Raw genomic sequence first — 14,511 nt, 5'->3', positions numbered from 1 at the left:
GCGAGTGGAAGACTTTCACCTGGCTGGTTTGAGTCTGTGCACGCTTGTTTGTGCAATCTGGGTTTGGGGCGCCAGACTCGCCCGGTCCACATTTCATTATATTTGAATTTCCAAACATTGCCGATTTGTAATATTCGGAAATATGTCGCACTTTAGTCGGCTATTAAGCGGAAATTTGATATATATCAAAATGACTTAGGCTGATTTCGGTGGATCATCGTTTCAGGCTACGTATCCTGCCGTATGCTCTCGTCGGGCTGAAACAATTGTAGGCATCTGCTTGTTGGTTGGGTACGTTTGTGCGCAAGAATATTGATCAGATGGCGCTGAAAGTGGCTATTTATTGCTCAGCTTGCCTTGAATTGTTGCAAGGGCTGAACTAGGGTTCGCGGGCATGTGCGCCGGATTTCGAACAGTCTGGCGACGCAAATTACTTGTCTTTTTTTGGCTGAATATTGGAGGGCTCTATGAGCTTTATTGCCGAGTCGCTTTCGCGTGTTAAACCATCCGCTACCATTGCGGTCACCAACAAAGCTCGGGAACTGAAGGCTGCGGGCCGTGATGTGATCGGTCTGGGTGCTGGTGAACCGGATTTTGACACTCCCGACAACATCAAAGCAGCAGCGATTGCCGCCATCAATGAAGGCAAGACAAAATATACCGCAGTTGACGGTTTGCCAGAACTGAAACAGGCAATCTGCGCCAAATTCAAACGTGAGAATGGTCTTGATTATCAGCCGAACCAGATTTCGGTTGGAACCGGTGGCAAGCAGGTTCTCTATAATGCGCTGGTTTGCACCCTGAACCCGGGTGATGAGGTGATCATTCCGACTCCCTATTGGGTGAGCTATCCTGACATGGTTCTGCTTGCTGGTGGCGAGCCGGTTATTGTGGAAGCGGATCAGGCGACCTTCAAGGTGACCCCGGAAGCGCTGGAAGCTGCGATCACGCCGAAAACCAAATGGCTGATTTTCAACTCGCCGTCCAATCCGTCCGGTGCGGCCTACACGGAAGAAGAGCTGAAAGCCTTGACCGACGTGTTGCTCAAACATCCTCAGGTCTGGGTGATGTCCGACGATATGTATGAGCATCTGGTTTATGATGATTTCAATTTCACCACGCCGGCTCAGGTCGAGCCTGCTCTTTATGATCGCACTCTGACGGTCAATGGTGTTTCCAAAGCCTACGCCATGACTGGCTGGCGTATCGGATATGCCGGAGGTCCTGCCGAACTGATCAAGGCCATGGCGAAACTGCAATCACAATCAACGTCCAACCCGAGTTCCATTTCCCAGTGGGCGGCGGTTGAGGCCCTGAACGGCACTCAGGAATTCATTCCAGAACGTGCTCAGGTTTTCAAGGAACGCCGTGATTTGGTTGTCTCCATGCTCAATGCCTGTGAAGGCATCAGCTGCCCAACGCCGGAAGGGGCATTCTATGTCTATCCGTCTTGTGCAGGCTTGATCGGTAAAACTGCACCGTCTGGCAAAGTCATCGAGAGTGACGAGGATTTCGTGACCGAATTGCTCGAAACCGAAGGCGTTGCGGTTGTACAGGGCTCCGCATTCGGACTTGGCCCGAACTTCCGCATTTCCTATGCAACCTCGACCGAGGCCCTGACCGAGGCCTGTGTTCGCATCAAACGCTTCTGTGAAGCCGTAAAATAGTCGCGCTTTTGCGTCAAATTGATTCAGACGAACGAAAAGGGGCTTCAAGGCCCCTTTTCTTTTTGTTCTTACGCGCTAGACTCACTCCGGTTTCTTTCTTCGGGTGAGCTGAACTGATGTATCGTTGGGGCCTCGTTTTAAGTGCACTTTGTCTGGTGCTGCTCTGGTTGTATCGCCAGAGAGGACGGGGCTCCCGCCTTTCTGCCCATCCTGATGCTGTCGCTCGCGCCCGGGAGACTTATGAACAGGCCAGACAGTCGGCTGTTCCGGACGCTTCTCCACTGATAGGGGTTGACGAACCTGCATTGGGTGCTGCGATCCTGCTTGTTGGTCTGGTCAGGTTGGGTGGTCCTTTCACGCAAAGGGACGAGACCGAAATTGTGCGGCTGCTTTGTCGCGTCACGGGAGTGAGGGACTGCGAGGAGCGTCTTTCCTATGCGCATCGGGCTTTTGATGCGGGACTTGATATATCAAGTGTCATCAATGGTTTATCGAAAATGTGGCGCGATCAACTGACGGTTCGTGAACGCAAGGAGCTTTACGGGATGGCCAAGCGGGTTTGCTCCCACAGGTCCATGGCCTCGGCAGAACAGACCGACGCGGTCAATCAATTGCGCCGCAGTCTGTTGCTCAAATGGTAGGGCAGCTGCCAGTGCATTTTCCGATTGCAGGAGAGTGGATCGTGCCTCTTCTAACAGGCCGGCAATACCGAAATTTTCCTAACTGCTATTCCTTAGTCGTAAGGGGAGATTGACGCGGATTTTTGTCATCAATTCGTCAAATATGGGTGACTCTGAGCCGCTTACTGTCCTCTATTTGCGCTCGATCAAATGGGAAGGGCAAATCTAGGCTAAGCTATTGCTTGTACTGTCCGAGACTTTGACAGTTTGGCGCGAATAAAGAACAGGAGGGCTGTTGTCAAACTTGCAAAATTGCCAGGAGGAGCTGTCTGTCGCCATTTCCGGCGACATGTCAGGCTGGTGCCGGACTTCACATAAGAATAGAAAGGAGGATCTGCCATGGGACAAACAGGCAGAAGAGTCGAGGGTCCACGTTGCATAGCCATCGTCGGGCCCTTTGGTAGCGGTAAGACAACACTCCTTGAAGCCTTGCTGGCGCGAACCGGAGCCATTAACAAATTCGGGTCTGTTGCGAGCGGCGGCTCTGTCGGGGACGGATCTCAGGAAGCTCGAGCGCATCAGATGTCGGTCGAAGCCAACATCGCCGAAACAGACTTCATGGGAGACACTTACACCTTTATCGATTGTCCCGGATCGGTTGAATTCCAGTTCGAAAGCTTGCCTGCTCTTTCTGCCGTCGATTTGGTAATCGTCGTTTGCGAACCAGACGAGAAAAAAATCCCAGCCTTGCAGGTCATCCTCAAACAACTTGAAGAACGCAATATTCCGCGCATCCTCTTCCTCAATAAAATGGATAAATGCACCACGCGTGTCAGAGAGCTGGTCGAAGCATTTCAGCAGGCTTCGAACACGCCGCTTCTGCTGCGCCAGATTCCCATCTGGAAGGGTGAGCAGGTCATCGGTTCGATCGACCTGGCGCTGGAGCGGGCCTTCATGTATCAAGAACATGCTCCAAGCCAACTGATCGATATGAGTACAGACGATCAGGAAAGGGAATGGGAAGCGCGCTACTCGATGCTCGAGACCCTTTCGGACCATGACGACAAGCTGATGGAAATGCTGCTTGAAGACATGGAGCCATCCAAGGAACAGGTTTTTGCCGATCTGGTTGCAGAAATGCGCAAGGGTCAGGTCATGCCCGTTCTCATCGGTGCCGCCGAGCAGGAGAGCGGTGTTTTGCGCCTGTTGAAAGTGCTGCGCCATGAAGGGCTCGGCGTTACCTATACGGCCGATCGCCTTGGCTGCCCTGACATGCCCAATGGTGAGCCGGTGTTGCAGGTCATGAAAAGCATTCATACCTCGCATGGTGGCAAGTTGTCCATTTCACGTGTCCTGAAAGGAAAAGTCACCGACGGCGATATCTTTTATGCCGCAAATGGCGAGGAAATCGGCCGCGTTTCTGGTCTGTTTCACGTTCAGGGGCAGAAGACCGTCAAGGATAGTGGAGCCGAAGCCGGGGAAGTCATCGCACTTGGCAAGCTGGACAATGCGCACACCGGTATCACTTTGACAACGGCAAAGGAAGGCATTGATCCTCTCGACGCCTTTGAGATACCGTCACCGGTCTATGCCATGGCCGTGCGTCCGAAAGAGCATCGGGATGAAGTCAAACTGCACGCAACCTTGCAAAAGCTCGCCGAGGAAGATCCTTCGCTGATCATCGAGCAAAATCAGGATAGCAGTGAAACCATCCTGCGCGGTCAGGGCGAAATGCATTTGCGCGTTGCTCTGGAGCGGCTGGAAGGCAAATATTCCATCAATATCGATAGTCACATTCCTGCGATTCCTTACAAGGAAACCATTCGCAAGGGCGTGACGGTGCGCGGTCGGCACAAAAAACAGTCTGGTGGCCATGGCCAGTTCGGCGATGTTGTCATCGATATCAAACCGCTTGAGCGGGGTGAGGGTTTCCAGTTCAGCGAGACCATTACCGGAGGCGTTGTTCCAAAACAGTATTTCGGTTCGGTCGAGAACGGGATTCGGGATGCGCTCGTCAAGGGTAGTCTGGGTTTTGAAGTTGTAGATCTGGCAGCCAACCTCAGTGATGGTTCCTACCACACCGTGGACAGCTCGGATCAGGCTTTCCGCTCCGCCGGGACGCTGGCCATGCGGGAAGGTTTGCCGCAATGCAGCCCTGTTCTGCTTGAGCCAATCATGAATGTGAAAATTGCTGTTCCCAATGATGTTACGGCCAAGGTCAATACGATTGTGGCAGGCCGTCGCGGCCAGTTGATGGGCTATGATGCCCGGCCCGGCTGGGAAGGTTGGGACGTGGTCGAGAGTCTGATGCCTCAGTCCGAAATCAGTGATCTGATTATCGAATTGCGCTCAATCTCTGCCGGTGTGGCTTCATTCGAGGCGACATTCAATCACATGCAGGAATTGACCGGACGTCAGGCCGATCTTGTTCTTGAAGCGGCCAAAGAGGAAGGCTGACAAAGAAGTCAGGTTTTAAGGAAATGCTTGAAAGACGGGGTGCAACGCTCCGTCTTTTTTCGTTCCCTTTCGGCCTTGTTGCGTGTGCTGGAGGCCTTTTTTAGTATATTTCATGCCTGCAATGCTCTAAAAACCGGACTTTTCGATTGCCTTTTTGGACACCTCGTCTGATATTGAAGCCATCTTCCACTCTACGGTCTGTTCTGCATTCGTTGCGACAAGCTCCATTGCGTTGGTTTTGTTGTGCGAGTCTTCCCGTGTTGCTTTGGCTTTCCGGAACGAGCAGGCCAAAATCTAGCAATGATCGGGTTTATCATGACAGAAGGATATTTGATCACTTTCTTTACGCAAAGAAGTCGCGAATATGATGGCAAATCCTTGGCTCGTTGGATCATGGATGAAGCCATGAAAGTTGGTGTTCGGGGAGCAACGCTCTCCACTGCGCAGGAAGGGTTTGGCCACGATGGCCGATATCATTCCAACGGCTATTTCGATATGCAGGACCCGCCTCAGAAGTTGACCATGGCTCTCTCAGAAGAAGAATGCGAGGCAATGATGGCATTGCTCGAGAAAAATGATTTGAAAGTCTTTTACACAAAATCGGAAATCACGTTCGGATTCAGTTCAGATCGGTGAAAGCCAAATTCCGGTTGTGTGATCGGTTTATAAAAATAAGGAAATTCAATGATCGGTCCATTGTTGAACAGCGCTGCGATCCTGATCGGCAGCGTTGCAGGAGCTTTTGTTGGCTCGAAAATCCGCGAAAATGTCAAACAGAATATGCCGCTGGTTTTTGGCATTTCATCCATCGGGCTTGGCGTGGCAATGACCAGCAAGGTCGTTTCTCTTGCCCCTGTCGTTCTTGCTCTGATTGTGGGGTCCCTGTTCGGGGAGATTGTCCAGCTGGAGGCCTGGATTCATCGCCTGTCTCTCAAGACCAAGACCATTCTGGCCAGATTGACACCGGCAGAAGGGGAATTGTCGCAAGAAGAATTCATGGGACGTTTCGTGGCCTTGCTGATCCTGTTCGCGATGAGCGCGACGGGCATTTATGGTGCCATGAATGAGGGGATGACGGGCGATACGACATTGCTGGTCGTCAAATCCATCCTCGATCTCTTTACGGCCATGATATTTGCCGCTTCGATGGGATATATCATCGCTGTATTGTTTATCCCGCAGTTGCTCATTCAAAGCGCCTTCTTTGCTGCCTCTGTGCTGATCATCCCGTTGACGACGCCAGACATGCTGGCCGACTTTTCGGCCTGTGGTGGCTGCATCATGCTTGCCGTGGGCCTCCGGATATGTGGCATCAAACAGTTTCCGGTTGGCAACATGCTTCCGGCTCTCTGGATTGTCATGCCAATCTCATGGGCGTGGACTGCACTGTTTGTTTGATACAGCTGAATCGGAATGGCCTGGCTGAGCTTTGCTAAAACTGCATAGCATGAAAGTGCAGCAAAATTAGCCATGCCCAAATAATAGTCATATTCAGAATATTGATGGTGAATGGAGAGGGTAGAAAAAAGCCGGACTAAAAAGTCCGGCTATAAAGTCTATTCCGCACAAAAGTGCGGAGCAATCACCTTCCAGAGGGGAACAGCTGGCTACAAACATCGTCGCAGGGAGGTAGTTAGCAACGATTATTGCCTTCAGCTAAGGCGTATATGCCTATTATTTAGACGCTATTCAATACGTGAAAGTGCAGAGCAGTCATGCGTTTTGAGTATTGCTCGCATGACGCGCTGTGCGTTCTCTCTGCGTTAGGTCGGAGAACGGAACGTTTCTTCCGTGATCGGGCGGCAAATCGATCAATAATGCCAGCTAGCGGCTTTTGAGAGCAGAAAATCGCGAACGGCATTAATGCGCATGGAATTTCTCAATTCTGCGGCATAGACAAAATAAGTCTCAAAGCTGGGCATTTCCACACTTGGTAGCAGCTGAATCAGCTCATCGCGTGGATGAACGACATAATCAGGTAGAATCGCAATACCCGCACCGCGCATCACTGCGTTTCGAATCCCCAGAAGGTTGTTGACCTTGAGGGCCATTTCCCGTTTCTTGCCAGGAGGCATCTGGGCCGTTTCAAGCCAGTTCACATCCTTGAGATAGTTTGGGTGTTTTTCACCAAAGCAAATCAGTCTGTGTTGTTCCAGCTCATCCATGGAGCGGGGCTGGCTGAATTTCTTTAGGTAGCTGGCAGACGCGTACATATGGAAATGCACGGTGAAGAGTTTGCGCTGAATGAGATCCGGCTGGGTTGGTTGGTGCAGACGGATTGCGACATCGGCCTGACGCATGCCTAGGTCAAGATCTTCGTTCTCCAGCAACAGGGACAGCGAGATGCCGGGATAGAGTTCCATGAACTCGGCCAGATGCTGGGTGAGCCAGGCTGAGCCGAGACCGACCGTTGTTGTTACCCGCAATTCACCGGTTGGCTTTTCCTTGGAATCGGTCAGGTGAGTTCTGACTGTTTCGAGCTTCATCAGCACGTCATGAGCGGTGCGATAAAGCAGTTCACCCTGCTCGGTCAGAATAAGGCCACGCGCATGACGATGAAAGAGCGTGACGCCCAAATCGGACTCAAGGGCGCTGACCTGCCGGGAAATAGCGGATTGGCTCATATGCAGCTTGTCACCGGCATGTGTGAAACTGCCCGCATCAGCAGCTGCATGAAAAATGCGAAGTTTGTCCCAATCCATTATATCCTCCGATTGAATGGCGCCAGGCGCAATTCAACTCGCCATCGGTCACGTCTTTACCTCGCCAAAACGGTATGCGTTTGGGCTACGCCAGATATGCAAATATTGGCGTAGCCCTAAGTCTAATAAGTTTCAAGCTCAAAACAAGGTGGTCGGAGGTCGAAAGGTATGTTTTCTGGGCAAAACCCTTTGTTCTTCAGTCATCTTCCTGTTCAGCAAGAAAACGTTCCGCTTCAAGGGCTGCCATACAGCCCATACCGGCAGCTGTAACAGCCTGACGGTATTTGTCATCTGTGACATCTCCTGCGGCGAAAACGCCCGGAATCGATGTCTGAGTCGAATCGGGGGCTGTCCATAGATAACCGTTTTCTTTCATTTTCAGCTTGTCTTTGACCAGTTCAACTGCGGGTGCGTGTCCAATGGCGACAAAGATCCCGTCTGCCGTGATTTCGGAAATCTCGCCCGTTTTGACATTGCGCAGTCTGGCTCCTGTCACGCTTGGCGGGAAGCCTTCTTTGCCGATGAACTCTTCAATGGTTGAATCCCAGATTACCTCGATTTTGGGGTTCTTCTCCAAACGGTTTTGCAAGATCTTTTCAGCTCGGAACTCATCGCGGCGATGGATCACTGTGACCTTGCTAGCATGGTGGGTCAGATAAAGCGCTTCCTCAACCGCTGTATTGCCGCCGCCGATCACGAGAACTTCCTTGCTGCGGTAGAAAAATCCATCGCAGGTGGCGCAGGCGGAAATGCCGAAGCCCTTGAACTTGTCCTCGGATGCCAGCCCGAGCCAGCGAGCCTGAGCACCGGTGGCAATGACGATGGTGTCAGCGGTATATTCTGTGCCGGAATCTCCTTTCGCCTTGAATGGGCGTTCAGACAGGTCAAGTTCGGTTATGATATCGGAAATGAGGTTGGTTCCGACATTCCGGGCTTGGGCCTTCATTTGTTCCATCAACCATGGGCCCTGAATCTCCTCGGCAAAACCGGGGTAGTTTTCAAGCTCGCTGGTAATGGTCAACTGACCGCCTTCCTGCATGCCTGCAACCAGGGTGGGTTCAAGCATGGCGCGTGCGGCATAAATTGCGGCGGTGTATCCAGCGGGACCGGATCCAATGATCAACATTTTGCTATGCATCGGGATAACTTTCTGATCTGAAAATTCTGAGAGGAGACGAGGACAAGGAGGGCCTGCCTGGGATCTCCGTTTATTCTCTATCTGGTTTGCAACAGGTGACGGATTTCATCTGCAATCAATTCAGTTGAATCTATGGCTGGCCGGGTGCCAGTTTCAAGGGGGTGTGACAGAAGTTGCACGAAAGGTTGCTGAATCAGCTGATCGATTGTGCGTTTGAGCTTCTTTGGATAGGCATCGGGCTCGAAAATATAGACAGGGACACCTGTTGCCAGGACATCCGAGAGCATGGAGTGAGAATCAGCAGTCACGATGATGGCATCAGCCAGAGCCAGCATCGTGAAATAGGGATTGTCGCCTTTGCCGTCCCAGATCCAGTGCCTGCGCGGCTTGAGCGCTTTGCTGACCGCGCCAATCAGATGATCGGGGGTTCTGCGAGACGGGGTGACCATGACCGAGGCATCCGGCTGGAGCTCGTTGGCCAGAAAGTTTGCGAGCCGTCGTGAGGCACCAACTCCGAACTTCTCTTTGGCTGTATCTCCGCCCAAAATCAGGGCGATGCGCGGAACGGGCAAGTGGTGCAAGGCTTGCGGGCCCTTGGTGCGTGCGTCCCTCAGTCGCTCGGCTGTCAGCCGGTTCGGACCGGTGAGTGTCACAATGGTGTTGCTGTCGCGTCGCTTGTCATGGAACGGTACCCAGACAAGATCGGCATTGAGGGAACTTTTTCTGGGGTCTTTCAGGAATACCGTGATGGTGTCCGGATTGATTTTCTTGAGCTTGTGCAGATAGGCCACGGCTCTTCGGCCCGATGCGATTGCCAGATCCGGATACGGTCCATGAAGGGGGGAGGATGGATTGTTGGGCTGGTCTTTCCATGGTACCGGCCCCCAGGGCATGATCCAGACCCATGGAGAGGTCGGAGCAACCCGGCGCACTTCAATTTCCCCACCAAGGCGCTCGGCAACGCTTAAACACTGATTCTCGTCACCGGCTTTGCCGTCCGTCAAAACCCATATTTTCCGCTTCAGCATGGCTGGTACTTTCTCGTGTTTTTTACCGTGATCTTTTCGAATCATTCACAAGAGTGTTAATCTGTGACCTAAATGAGAACAAAAACATGTCCAAACTTTCCAATCTTGATCATTTATCACTATGATCAAATGACGTGCCGCGCTATATCTTTTGTATAATCCAAGCCCGATCCATACGAGGCTCCTTGAAAATAAGAGACCTGTCACCTTGAAAGCAAGACTAGATCCGATTGACTGGAAAATCCTGAAAGAATTGCAGGACGATGGTCGTATAACCAACGTGGAACTGGCACGACGTGTCGGGATTTCCGCTCCGCCCTGTCTTCGTCGTGTCCGCGCACTGGAAGAAGCTGGCATCATAAAGGGATATAGGGCAATCGTCGATGAAAAGCAGGTTGGCTTTGACGTTTCTGCGATTGCAATGGTCGGGCTGCATAGTCAGGCCGAAGCCGATCTGGTGGCCTTTGAGGCGCGTGTTCGGTCCTGGCCACAAGTGCGGGAATGCTACATGCTCTCGGGCGATATCGACTTCGTATTGCGGTGCGTTGCTCCGGACTTGCAGGCGTTCCAGTCTTTCATCATCAATGAACTGACATCTGCACCCAATGTTGACAGCGTTCGGACATCACTGACGATCCGTCAGAGCAAAAATGATCCCAATGTGCCAATCAATCTTGGCGACTGACAGGAGTGATCCTGCCAGATGATCCTGTTTCTGTAAGGCATTGCCATCGTTCGAGACATCATGGCCCGCGGGTTTGAACCTTGCGGGCCATCGTCATTTCAGCAGATCAGATATACTGAACTTTCAGGATCTCATAGGATTTCGCACCACCAGGTGCTGTCACTTCGACGGAGTCTTCAACCTGTTTGCCGATCAGGGCGCGAGCGATCGGCGATGACAGGGAGATTTTTCCCTTTTTCAGATCCGCTTCGACATCCCCTACAATCTGATAGGTCTTTTCTTCGTCGGTATCTTCGTCGACAATTGTCACGGTCGCACCGAACTTGATGGTGTCGCCACTCATCTTGGCAACGTCAATGACTTCGGCGCGCGAAAGCTTGTCTTCCAATTCTGCGATACGGCCTTCGTTCAGGCTCTGCTGTTCTTTTGCAGCATGATATTCGGCATTTTCGGACAGGTCGCCATGGGCGCGTGCTTCAGAAATCGCGGCAATGATGCGCGGACGATCTTCGCTGCTACGCAGTTTCAGTTCTTCACTCAGAGCCTGATATCCGGCAGGCGTCATAGGGATTTTTTCCATAGCCTTAGGAAAGCCTCCTGAATTATCCGGGGCAAATAAGTCCCCTCAACAAAAAGTTTCGCGTCCCGAATGCGATTTGCATGCGAGACGCGTATGAATTAGCCAATCGAGTCTTTACTTTGCCTTATGAGAAATAGTCCTGCAAGGGGCGGACTTCAATATCTCCCTTCTTATAGGCTTCAATACCCTGGGCTGCGGCCAAAGCGCCTGCAACGGTTGTGTAGTAGGGTACCTTATGCAAAAGAGCCGCCCGGCGCAAATCCCGGCTGTCGGAAATGGCTTTTGCACCCTTGGTTGTGTTAAAAACAAGGTGTACTTCACCGTTTTTCAAGGCGTCAACAATATGCGGGCGTCCTTCCAGCATCTTGTTGATTTTTTCACATTCGATCCCGTTTTCCGTAAAATAGCGTTGAGTACCGCCAGTAGCAATAATCCGGAACCCGACATTTTTAAGGCGACGAACCGCTGGCAGGATGCGCGGCTTGTCTTCATCCTTGACCGAGACGAAGGCTGTGCCTTCGCTTGGCACTTTCGTGCCACCACCAAGCTGGGATTTGGCAAAAGCGATCGGGAAGTCCCTGTCCAGTCCCATGACTTCGCCGGTCGAGCGCATTTCCGGGCCGAGAATAGTGTCTACGCCGGGGAAACGGGCAAAGGGGAAGACTGCCTCTTTGACTGCGATATGGTCCATTTTCTCGCGGTTGACATTGAACTTGGTGAGGGATTCTCCGGTCATCAAACGCGATGCGATGCTGGCAATCGGCTTGCCGACAGCCTTGGCCACAAATGGCACCGTGCGGGAGGCTCGCGGATTGACTTCGATGACAAAGATCTCGTCTTCCTTAACCGCAAACTGGACATTCATCAGGCCAACCACATTGAGGGCCAGTGCCATGGCTACGGTCTGGCGTTCGAGTTCGGCCTGAATGTCGTCGGAAAGGGAATAAGGTGGCAGGGAGCAAGCGGAGTCGCCCGAGTGAATGCCCGCTTCCTCGATATGTTCCATGATACCGGCAACGACAACATTTTCACCGTCCGAGAGACAGTCGACATCCACTTCGATGGCACCGGAAAGGTAGCTGTCGAACAGAAGGGCATTTTGTGCCAGAACCGCGTTGATCTGACCTGTCTTGTCGTTTGGATATTTGAGGCGAATATCGGGAGGAACCAGTTCAGCCAGCGTCATCTGGATATATTTTTCAAATGCTTCTGGTGTGCGAACAATTTCCATGGCGCGGCCACCCAGAACATAGGATGGGCGCACAACCACCGGGAATCCGATCTGATCGGCGACGATGCGAGCCTGTTCAATAGAGTAGGCAATACCGTTGCGTGGCTGTTTCAGATCAAGCTGATGCAACAATTTCTGGAAACGGTCGCGGTCTTCGGCCAGATCGATGGCGTCGGGTGATGTGCCCAGAATCGTGATGTTTGCGTCCTGAAGGGCCTGAGCCAGTTTCAGCGGAGTCTGGCCGCCAAACTGGACGATAACGCCGACCAGTTCACCATTCTCCTGTTCCTTGCGCAGGATTTCAATCACGTCTTCTGCGGTCAGCGGCTCGAAATAGAGGCGATCGGAAGTGTCATAGTCGGTGGACACCGTTTCGGGGTTGCAGTTGATCATGATGGTTTCAAAACCACAATCACTCATGGCGAAACAGGCATGACAGCAGCAATAGTCAAACTCGATGCCCTGACCGATCCGGTTTGGTCCGCCGCCCAGAATTGCCACTTTCTTGCGGTCCGAGGGATTGGCTTCACATGCAGGCACACCATTGAATGGCATCTCGTAGCTCGAATACATATAAGCGGTCGGCGATGCGAATTCGGCCGCGCAAGTATCTATGCGTTTGTAGACCGGGCGGACTCCGAGATCATAGCGAAGGGCCTGAACCTTGTCGCTTGTCGTGCCAGCCAGTTCGGCCAGGCGCGCATCGGAAAAGCCCATGCTTTTGAGTTTGCGCAGGTTTGCCGCGTCGGACGGCAGGCCATGGGCACGGACGCGCTCTTCCATGTCGACAATGCCCTGGATCTGTTCAATGAACCAGGGGTCGAATTTGCAGGTCTGGAAAATCTGGTCATGCGTAACGCCCAGACGGATTGCCTGAGCAACCTTGAGCAACCGGTCCGGGGTGGGCTTTGCAAGAGCAGCCCGTATGGCGTTCTTGTCGTCGCCTTGTCCGAGGCCTTCGATTTCCACTTCGTTGAGACCGGTGAGGCCTGTTTCCAGTCCTCGCATCGCTTTTTGCAATGATTCCTGGAAAGTCCGGCCAATGGCCATCACTTCGCCAACCGATTTCATGGCGGTTGTAAGAATGGGTTCCGCGCCGGGGAATTTCTCAAAGGCGAACCGTGGGACCTTGGTCACGACATAATCGATTGACGGCTCGAAGGATGCGGGAGTTGCCCCTCCGGTGATGTCGTTGGCCAACTCGTCAAGCGTATAGCCGACGGCGAGCTTGGCGGCGACTTTTGCAATCGGGAAGCCGGTTGCCTTGGACGCCAGCGCCGAAGAGCGAGATACGCGCGGGTTCATTTCAATGACGATCAGGCGACCATTCTCGGGATTGACCGAGAACTGAACGTTGGAGCCGCCGGTTTCGACACCGATTTCGCGAAGCACTGCAAGAGATGCGTCGCGCATGATCTGATATTCCTTGTCGGTGAGCGTCAGCGCGGGCGCGATGGTGATCGAGTCGCCGGTGTGAACGCCCATCGGATCAAGGTTCTCGATGGAACAGATGATGATGCAGTTGTCATTCTTGTCGCGAACGACCTCCATCTCATATTCTTTCCAGCCAATGATGCTTTCTTCTACCAGCACTTCGGTGGTCGGAGAGGCGTCGAGGCCGGTTTCGATGATGTCGAGATATTCTTCCCGGTTATAGGCAACACCGCCGCCAGTGCCTCCCATGGTGAAAGAGGGGCGGATGATGGCTGGCAGACCGACGACCTCAAGGGCTGCAAGGGCTTCGGGAATGTCATGCGCAAGGCGCGAAACCGGTGTGTCCAGCCCGATCTTGTCCATCGCTTCGCGGAACAGTTCGCGGTCTTCCGCCTTGTCGATGGCTTCTGCGGTCGCGCCAATCATCTCGACATTATATTTCTGCAATACACCCATCTTGCGCAGCGACAGGGCGCAGTTGAGCGCGGTCTGACCGCCCATGGTGGGCAGCAATGCGTCCGGGCGTTCCTTTTCGATGATCTTGGCGACGATCTCGGGCGTGATCGGCTCGATATAGGTCGCGTCCGCCATCTCCGGATCGGTCATGATGGTCGCCGGATTGGAGTTGACCAGAATGATTCGGTAGCCCTCTTCTCGAAGGGCCTTGCAGGCCTGGGTCCCGGAATAGTCAAATTCGCATGCCTGGCCGATAATGATCGGTCCGGCTCCGATGATCAGGATGGATTGAATGTCGTTCCGTTTTGGCATTGTTTTTCGCGCTCACGTCGAGGCACCGCTCTCCCTTGTCTTTCAGGAGGCCTGGCCGTTGCAAGTCTGGGGCTGCAAATGAGATTTGGATCGCTATAGCGAAATAATCGCTTCAACGCCATAGCTGGGAGTCGATTTTTTATCTCATTTTCGTTTTTTATGAAAGTTTGTGCGGTTTGCGATGGGCTTTCAACCCATGAT

Annotated in this window: 11 protein-coding genes; 6 read left to right on the top strand and 5 right to left on the bottom strand. The window is 52.7% G+C overall.

Going from position 1 to position 14,511, the window contains the following annotated elements; all coding sequences use genetic code 11:
• The first annotated feature begins 467 nt into the window (after positions 1-467).
• The 5 genes from ACHZB8_RS10785 to ACHZB8_RS10765 all read left to right on the top strand — a co-directional run bounded on the left by ACHZB8_RS10785 (position 468) and on the right by ACHZB8_RS10765 (position 6,142).
• Positions 468-1,667 carry a pyridoxal phosphate-dependent aminotransferase gene (locus tag ACHZB8_RS10785; protein WP_316860266.1) on the top strand — a complete coding sequence of 400 codons (1,200 nt, stop codon included), beginning with the start codon at positions 468-470 and terminating at the stop codon, positions 1,665-1,667.
• A gap of 116 nt (positions 1,668-1,783) precedes the next feature.
• The gene (locus ACHZB8_RS10780) at positions 1,784-2,308 is read left to right on the top strand and encodes a hypothetical protein (RefSeq protein WP_316860265.1); all 525 of its coding nucleotides are present in this window, start codon (positions 1,784-1,786) and stop codon (positions 2,306-2,308) included.
• Between the two features lie 378 nt (positions 2,309-2,686).
• Positions 2,687-4,744, top strand: a complete 2,058-nt coding sequence (locus ACHZB8_RS10775; RefSeq protein WP_316860264.1) for an elongation factor G — start codon at positions 2,687-2,689, stop codon at positions 4,742-4,744.
• A gap of 315 nt (positions 4,745-5,059) precedes the next feature.
• Positions 5,060-5,380 carry a DUF190 domain-containing protein gene (locus tag ACHZB8_RS10770; RefSeq protein ID WP_316860263.1) on the top strand — a complete coding sequence of 107 codons (321 nt, stop codon included), beginning with the start codon at positions 5,060-5,062 and terminating at the stop codon, positions 5,378-5,380.
• Positions 5,381-5,428: 48 nt separating this feature from the next.
• Positions 5,429-6,142, top strand: coding sequence for a DUF554 domain-containing protein (locus ACHZB8_RS10765; RefSeq protein ID WP_316860262.1), 714 nt, complete (start codon positions 5,429-5,431; stop codon positions 6,140-6,142).
• Between the two features lie 413 nt (positions 6,143-6,555).
• Here the strand turns inward: ACHZB8_RS10765 and ACHZB8_RS10760 are convergent, their stop codons facing one another.
• The 3 genes from ACHZB8_RS10760 to ACHZB8_RS10750 form a co-directional block, all read right to left on the bottom strand.
• Complete coding sequence (locus ACHZB8_RS10760) at positions 6,556-7,446, bottom strand: LysR family transcriptional regulator (RefSeq protein WP_316860261.1); 891 nt, start codon at positions 7,444-7,446, stop codon at positions 6,556-6,558.
• Positions 7,447-7,642: 196 nt separating this feature from the next.
• A complete protein-coding gene (gene trxB / locus ACHZB8_RS10755; RefSeq protein ID WP_316860260.1) occupies positions 7,643-8,572 on the bottom strand; it encodes a thioredoxin-disulfide reductase in 930 nt (309 codons plus the stop codon).
• Positions 8,573-8,661: 89 nt separating this feature from the next.
• Positions 8,662-9,612, bottom strand: a complete 951-nt coding sequence (locus ACHZB8_RS10750) for a mitochondrial fission ELM1 family protein (RefSeq protein ID WP_316860259.1) — start codon at positions 9,610-9,612, stop codon at positions 8,662-8,664.
• Positions 9,613-9,820: 208 nt separating this feature from the next.
• Here ACHZB8_RS10750 and ACHZB8_RS10745 point away from each other — a divergent pair, with 208 nt between their 5' ends.
• Positions 9,821-10,297: an Lrp/AsnC family transcriptional regulator gene (locus tag ACHZB8_RS10745; RefSeq protein WP_316860258.1), complete on the top strand. Its 477-nt coding sequence runs from the start codon at positions 9,821-9,823 to the stop codon at positions 10,295-10,297.
• A 106-nt stretch (positions 10,298-10,403) separates the two neighbouring features.
• On the opposite strand, the gene greA is transcribed toward ACHZB8_RS10745, so the two are convergent.
• Both greA and carB read right to left on the bottom strand, forming a co-directional pair.
• A complete protein-coding gene (greA, locus tag ACHZB8_RS10740; protein ID WP_316860257.1) occupies positions 10,404-10,877 on the bottom strand; it encodes a transcription elongation factor GreA in 474 nt (157 codons plus the stop codon).
• Between the two features lie 124 nt (positions 10,878-11,001).
• Positions 11,002-14,310 (bottom strand): carbamoyl-phosphate synthase large subunit, encoded by a 3,309-nt coding sequence (carB, locus tag ACHZB8_RS10735; RefSeq protein WP_316860256.1) that lies wholly within the window; start codon positions 14,308-14,310, stop codon positions 11,002-11,004.
• Positions 14,311-14,511 lie beyond the last annotated feature (201 nt).

Origin of the sequence: uncultured Cohaesibacter sp. (assembly GCF_963556055.3) — a bacterium.
In the GTDB taxonomy this organism is placed as follows: Bacteria; Pseudomonadota; Alphaproteobacteria; order Rhizobiales; family Cohaesibacteraceae; genus Cohaesibacter.
The sequence above is the reverse complement of the archived record's forward strand: the minus strand, read 5'-3'. Positions and strand labels throughout refer to the sequence as shown.

Bases quoted from the DNA above. Each gene is read 5' to 3' on its own strand.
- ACHZB8_RS10785 (WP_316860266.1), top strand. From the start codon at position 468: ATGAGCTTTATTGCCGAGTCGCTTTCGCGTGTTAAACCATCCGCTACC.
- ACHZB8_RS10780 (WP_316860265.1), top strand. From the start codon at position 1,784: ATGTATCGTTGGGGCCTCGTTTTAAGTGCACTTTGTCTGGTGCTGCTC.
- ACHZB8_RS10775 (WP_316860264.1), top strand. From the start codon at position 2,687: ATGGGACAAACAGGCAGAAGAGTCGAGGGTCCACGTTGCATAGCCATC.
- ACHZB8_RS10770 (WP_316860263.1), top strand. From the start codon at position 5,060: ATGACAGAAGGATATTTGATCACTTTCTTTACGCAAAGAAGTCGCGAA.
- ACHZB8_RS10765 (WP_316860262.1), top strand. From the start codon at position 5,429: ATGATCGGTCCATTGTTGAACAGCGCTGCGATCCTGATCGGCAGCGTT.
- ACHZB8_RS10760 (WP_316860261.1), bottom strand. From the start codon at position 7,446: ATGGATTGGGACAAACTTCGCATTTTTCATGCAGCTGCTGATGCGGGC.
- trxB (WP_316860260.1), bottom strand. From the start codon at position 8,572: ATGTTGATCATTGGATCCGGTCCCGCTGGATACACCGCCGCAATTTAT.
- ACHZB8_RS10750 (WP_316860259.1), bottom strand. From the start codon at position 9,612: ATGCTGAAGCGGAAAATATGGGTTTTGACGGACGGCAAAGCCGGTGAC.
- greA (WP_316860257.1), bottom strand. From the start codon at position 10,877: ATGGAAAAAATCCCTATGACGCCTGCCGGATATCAGGCTCTGAGTGAA.
- carB (WP_316860256.1), bottom strand. From the start codon at position 14,310: ATGCCAAAACGGAACGACATTCAATCCATCCTGATCATCGGAGCCGGA.